Raw genomic sequence first — 5,895 nt, forward strand, 5'->3', positions numbered from 1 at the left:
GCATGCGTTTCATTCGGCGCGGATGGAGCCGATGGTGGCGGAGTTCCGTGCGGTGCTGGAGTCGGTGGAGTTTCGTGCCCCGCGTGTTGCGGTGGTGTCGAACGTGTCGGGGCGTGTGGCGGGGGAGGAGTTGTGCGATCCGGAGTACTGGGTGCGGCATGTCCGTGAGGCGGTGCGCTTCGCCGACGGCGTCGGATCCGCGCTGGAACGGGGCGTCGACAAGTTCCTGGAACTGGGTCCCGGCGGGTTGACGGCGATGACGGAGGAGAGCCTCGACCACAGGGGAGTGGACGCGGTGTGCGCCCCCGCCCTGACTTCCCGTCACCCCGAGGACGAGAGCGTCGTGCGGGCACTGGGCCGGATCCACACGGCCGGCGCCGAGGTCGACTGGGCGGCGCTGTTCGCCGGCACGGGAGCGCGCACGGTCGAGCTGCCGACCTACGCCTTCCAGCACAAGCGGTACTGGCTCGACTCGCGCGCCACCGGCGGCGGCGACCCGGCGAGCCTCGGCCTCACGGCCACCGGCCACCCGCTGCTCGGCGCCGGCGTGCCGCTGCCCGACTCGGACGGCTTCCTGTTCACCGGCAGGGTCTCCCTCGCGACCCAGCCCTGGATCGCCCACCACGCCATGCTGGGCACCGCGCTGCTGCCGGGCACCGCGTTCGTCGAACTGGCGCTGCGCGTCGGCGGCGAGGCGGGCTGCGAGACGATCGAGGAACTCACCCTCGAAGCGCCGCTGGTGCTGGGCGAGCAGGGCGGCCGCGCGGTCCAGGTCATGGTCGGCGGCCTCGACGAGACGGGACGGCGCATCTTCGCGCTCCACTCACGGCCCGACGACGCGGGCGACGACGAGCCGTGGCTGCGGCACGCCACCGGCACCCTCGCCGAGCAGGGACCGGCGCAGTCCGCCGCGGACTCGCCGGAAGGGGTGTGGCCGCCCGAGGGCGCCGCGGAGATCCCCGTGGACGACTTCTACCCCGACCTGGCCGAGGCCGGATTCGCCTACGGTCCGGTCTTCCGGGGACTGCGCGCCCTGTGGAGCAGGGACGGCGAGATGTTCGCCGAGGTCCGCCTCCCGGACGAGGCGGGCGACACGGACAGCGGCTTCGGCGTGCATCCCGCGCTGCTGGACGCGGCCCTGCAACCCCTCGCGCTGGGCGTCCTGGGAGGCGTCGACGGCCGGGAACCGGTCAAGGGCGGCATGCCCTTCGTGTGGACCGGGGTCCGGCTGCACGCCACCCACGCCACCGTCGCGCGGGTCCGGCTCGCGCCGGTGGGACGCAGCGAGGTGTCGGTCTCGGTGACCGACGACTCCGGGCTGCCGATCGCCACCGTCGACTCGCTCGCCATGCGCGACCCGGCGCTGGAGCAGTTCACCGCCTCCGCACCGCGGCAGGACGCGCTGTTCGACGTCCGGTGGACGCCGGTGTCCCTCGGATCGGCCGAAGGCCCGGGCGACTGGGCCATGCTCGGCTTCGACCCGCTGGAGATCCGCCCCCGGCTCGTCGAGGCCGGCCTCACCGGCACGCCGTACCTCGACCCCCAGTCCCTGATCGACACCGTGGAATCGGGCAAGCCCGCGCCGTCGGTGGTGGCGATGTCCTGCTTCGGCGGCGACCAGGGCGGCCTCGTCCAGGCCACGCACGACGCGGTGCGCCGCGTCCTGGAAGTGCTCCACAGCTGGCTCGCCGACGCCCGCCTGACGGGCTCCCGGCTGGTGCTGCTCACGCGGGGCGCGGTCCCGGCCACCGACGCCGACCGGATCGAGGACCTGGCGGCCTCCGCCGTCTGGGGCCTGGTGCGCTCGGCGCAGTCCGAACACCCGGACCGCGTCGTCCTCGTCGACCTCGACGACGACCCCGCCTCCTACCGGGCGCTGCCCGCCGCGCTCGCCACCGGCGAACCCCAGCTGGCGCTGCGCGCGGGCGCCGCGAGCGCGCCCCGGCTGGCCCGGCACACCGGCGCGCCGCAGGGCTCCGCGGGGTTCGGGCCCGACGGCACCGTGCTGGTCACCGGCGGCACCGGAGCGCTCGGCGCGGTGGTCGCCCGGCATCTCGTGGCCGCCCACGGCGTCCGGCGCCTGGTGCTGGCCGCCCGCAGCGGACCCGCCGCGCCGGGAGCGGACGCGCTGCTGGCCGAACTGGCCGGACTCGGCGCCGAGGCCCGCATCGTGGCCTGCGACGTCTCCGACCGCGACGCGCTGGCCGCGCTGCTGGCCGGCATCCCGGCCGACCAGCCCCTGACCGGCGTCGTGCACACGGCGGGCGTGCTGGCGGACGCGACGATCGACTCCCTCACCGCCGACCGGTGCGACACCGTGCTGCGGGCCAAGGCCGACGCGGCCTGGCACCTGCACGAGCTGACCGCGCACGCACCGGTGCGGGCGTTCGTGCTGTTCTCCTCCGCCGCCGGACTGCTGGGCAGCCAGGGACAGGGCAACTACGCCGCCGCCAACGCCTTCCTCGACGCCCTCGCCGCGCACCGGCGCGCCGCGGGACTGGCCGCCTCCTCGCTGGCCTGGGGCTGGTGGGAGCAGCCCGGCGGCATGGGAGCGGACCTGGGCCGGGCCGAGCGCGCCCGGATGAGCCGCGGCGGGCTCACCCCGTTCACCGCCGAGACGGGCATGGAGGCGTTCGACCAGGCACTGTCCGCGGGCTCCGAGGCGCTGCTGGTGCCGATGCGGATGAACACCACGGCCGCCCGGGCCTCGGCCGAACGGATCCCGCCGCTGCTGCGTGGACTGGTCCGGGCCCCGCAGCGGCGGGCCGCCCGGTCGGACGCCCGGGTCGCCTCGCGGCTGCACGAGCGGCTGGCCGGCGGGACCGACGCCGAACGGCTGGCGGTGCTCACCGAGCTGATCCGCTCCGAGGTCGCCCAGGTGCTCGGGCACAGCGGCGCCGAGGCCGTCGAGGACGGCAGCGGATTCGTGGAGCTGGGCTTCGACTCGCTCACCTCGGTCGAGCTGCGCAACCGCCTCGGCGACCGCACCGGGCTGAAGCTGGCGTCCACGGTCGTCTTCGACCACCCGACGCCCGCGGAACTCGCTGCCGAGCTGAACGGGCAGCTGGGCAGCGCGGGCGGCGCGGGCGGCGCGGGCGGCGCCCCCGCCGCGCCCGCCGCGACGCCCGCCGCCGCGCCGGCCGAGGACGCCGGCGCCGACGCCCCCACGGGGGACGTCGCCGTCATCAACGGCGTGGAGGCGCTGTACCGGCGTTCCATCGAGCTGGGCCGGCTCGACCTCGGCCACAGCGTGCTGCGCAACTCGGTCGACCTGCGGACGAGCTTCTCCGACGCGGACGGGGTCCGCAACGGGCCGGCCCTGGTCAGGCTCGGCGAGGGCGCGGCACACCCGAAGATCGTCGGGTTCCCGTCGCAGTCGGTGTGGGCGAGCAACCAGGAACTGGTCAGCATGGCCGTGCCGTTGCGCGGCGTCCGCGACGTGTGGTCCCTGATGCTCCCCGGCTTCGTCACCGGCCAGCCGGTCGCCGCCGACGTCGACGCGGCCGCACAGTACGCCGTGCGGCTCATCGAGGAACTGGTCGGCGACGAGCCGTTCGTGCTCGCCGGGCGCTCCTCGGGCGGCCGCATCGCCCACGAGGTCACCTCCCGGCTGGAGGGCCGGGGGCGGGCCCCGCGGGGTCTGGTGCTCATCGACAGCTATCTGGCCGGTTACGACGCCACCTCCTACATCGTGCCGGTCATGGAGTCGAAGGCCCTGGAGCTGGAGAAGGACTTCGGCCAGATGACCGGCACGCGTCTGACGGCGATGGCCGCGTACTTCGGGATGTTCGAGCACTGGCAGCCCACCGAGATCGCCACCCCGACGCTGCTGGTGCGGGCCTCGGAGTGCTACGGCGTCGAACCGGGCGAGGAGCAGCCCCCGGCCGAACAGTGGCAGTCCGCCTGGCCGTTGCCGCACGACGCGATCGACGTGCCCGGCAACCACTACACGATGCTGGAGGGCAACGGAGACGTCACGGCGGCCGCCGTCCACGAGTGGCTGCTGGGCCGCGAGGCGTAGCGGCGCCGTCCGCACACGGCGACGGGCCGCCGCCCCCACGAGGGGCGGCGGCCCGTCGCCGTGCGTCGTGCGCGGGACGCCGTCACGGGTGACGGACGACAGCGGGCCCGGCAGGTCGACGACCTGCCGGGCCCGCTGTCCGTGCGCGCGGACGCGTCACCAGGTGAGAGGCAGGCTCTCCAGTCCGCGGATGATCGAGGCGGGCTTGAGCCGCAGCTCCGACTCGGGCACCGCGAGCCGGATCTCCGGCATCCGCTCCAGGATCGCGCGGAACGCCTCCTGGAGCTCGATCCGGGCGAGCTGCGCGCCGAGGCAGTAGTGGATGCCGGCGCCGAAGGCGAGATGCGGGTTCTGCTCGCGCCCGAGGTCCAGCCGCTCCCCGTCCTCGAACACCTCCGGGTCCCGGTTGGCGGTGGCGACCGCCGGCAGCACCACCACGCCCGCGGGCAGCACCTTGCCGTCGCTCAGCTCCACCTCCGCAGTGGTGAGGCGGGGGATGATGCCGCCGGTCGTGGTGAGCGGGACGAACCGCAGCAGCTCGTCGACGGCCTTCGGGATCGCCTCGGGGTTCGCCCGCAGCTTGTCGAGCTCCTCGGGATTGTGCAGCAGCGTCACCAGGAACATGCTGATCTGGTTGGCGGTCGTCTCGTGGCCCGCGCTGAGGATGCCGATGCTCAGCGCGATGATCTCGCGCTCGGTGAGCGTGCTGTCGTCCTCGTCGCCGACCCTGATCAGCTCGCTGATCAGGTCGTCCGCGGGGTTCTCGCGCTTGGCCGCGACGAGGTCGCCGAAGTACTTCACCAGCGCGACCGTCGCCGCTTCCTTCTCCACGACCTGCTGCCAGTCGCCGAGGAGCGCGTTCGACCAGGCGTGGAACGTGTCCTGGTCGCCGGCCGGCACACCGAGCAGCTCGCAGATCACCCGCACCGGCAGCGGGACGGAGAAGCTCTTCACGAGGTCCACCGGCCGGGGCAGCGTCTCCAGTTCGTCCAGGAGTTCGCCCACCAGCTCAACGACCCGCGGCCGCAGGGCCTCCACCCGGCGCGCGGTGAAGGCCTTGCTGACCAGCTTGCGCAGCCGGGTGTGCTCCGGGGCGTCCATGCCGACGAGCGACTCGTTCATCAGCTTGCCGGTCTCGGTCTCCGACATGGCGGAGGCGGCCGCCGCCATGACCTTGCTGCTGAACCGCGAGTCCACGAGCACCTTGCGGACGTCGGCGTGCCTGGTCACCATCCAGCCGGTGATGCCGTCGGGGAACTTCACCTCCACCACGGACTCGCCGTCCCGGATCTCGGCCAGCTCCGGCGGCAGGTCGCAGACCGAGGGCGGCTCGGGGAACGGGAACGGTATGGGTTCGGAAGGCGCTTCGGCCATGGAATGCTCTCCAGATTCGTGAGGTTCTCGGAACGCGTGAAGGGTCCTCGGCCGCGCCTCGGACACGGCGGAACGACGGTGGGGGTGGGCAGGCCGGCCTTCCTCGCAGGCTATGCACGGTCCGCCCCTACACCCGCCCCCTAGGTCGCCCCACTCGCGCGAGGCACCCGGCGTCCGGCGCCCGGTCACCCGGCGTCCGGCGCGGGGCTCGGTCACTGCGCGGCGGTGCTCCTGGCCATGGCGAGCAGCGCCGCCACGTCCATGGACTTGATCTCCTCGCTCCGGTCCGCCTCCGCGGGCTCCCGCGAGGCCTCCCGGGTGAGCGACAACAGCGGCTCCAGCAGGCCGTGTTCGCGCAGCCGGTCCAGCGGCACGGACAGCAGGGCGCGGCGCACGGCCGCCTCCTGCCCGTCCCGCGGCCCCGCCCCGCCGTCAGCTCGTGCAGATGCAGTGCGGCGTCCACCTTGGCGCGGAACACCCGGTCGACCAGCTCCGGCCCC

The 5,895-nt window shown here is 74.3% G+C and carries 3 protein-coding genes; 1 reads left to right on the forward strand and 2 read right to left on the reverse strand.

The window, feature by feature from the left end; genetic code table 11:
* The coding region (locus KMS84_RS04805) for a type I polyketide synthase (RefSeq protein WP_368860703.1) at positions 1-4,021 on the forward strand (4,021 nt) is incomplete at its 5' end.
* Between the two features lie 156 nt (positions 4,022-4,177).
* Here KMS84_RS04805 and KMS84_RS04810 read toward each other — a convergent pair.
* Complete coding sequence (locus KMS84_RS04810) at positions 4,178-5,395, reverse strand: cytochrome P450 (protein WP_256914765.1); 1,218 nt, start codon at positions 5,393-5,395, stop codon at positions 4,178-4,180.
* 212 nt (positions 5,396-5,607) lie between these two features.
* Positions 5,608-5,790: a hypothetical protein gene (locus KMS84_RS04815; RefSeq protein ID WP_256914766.1), complete on the reverse strand. Its 183-nt coding sequence runs from the start codon at positions 5,788-5,790 to the stop codon at positions 5,608-5,610.
* Between the last annotated feature and the right edge of the window lie 105 nt (positions 5,791-5,895).

Origin of the sequence: Streptomyces hilarionis, assembly GCF_024539675.1 — a bacterium.
Lineage (GTDB): Bacteria > Actinomycetota > Actinomycetes > Streptomycetales > Streptomycetaceae > Streptomyces > Streptomyces hilarionis.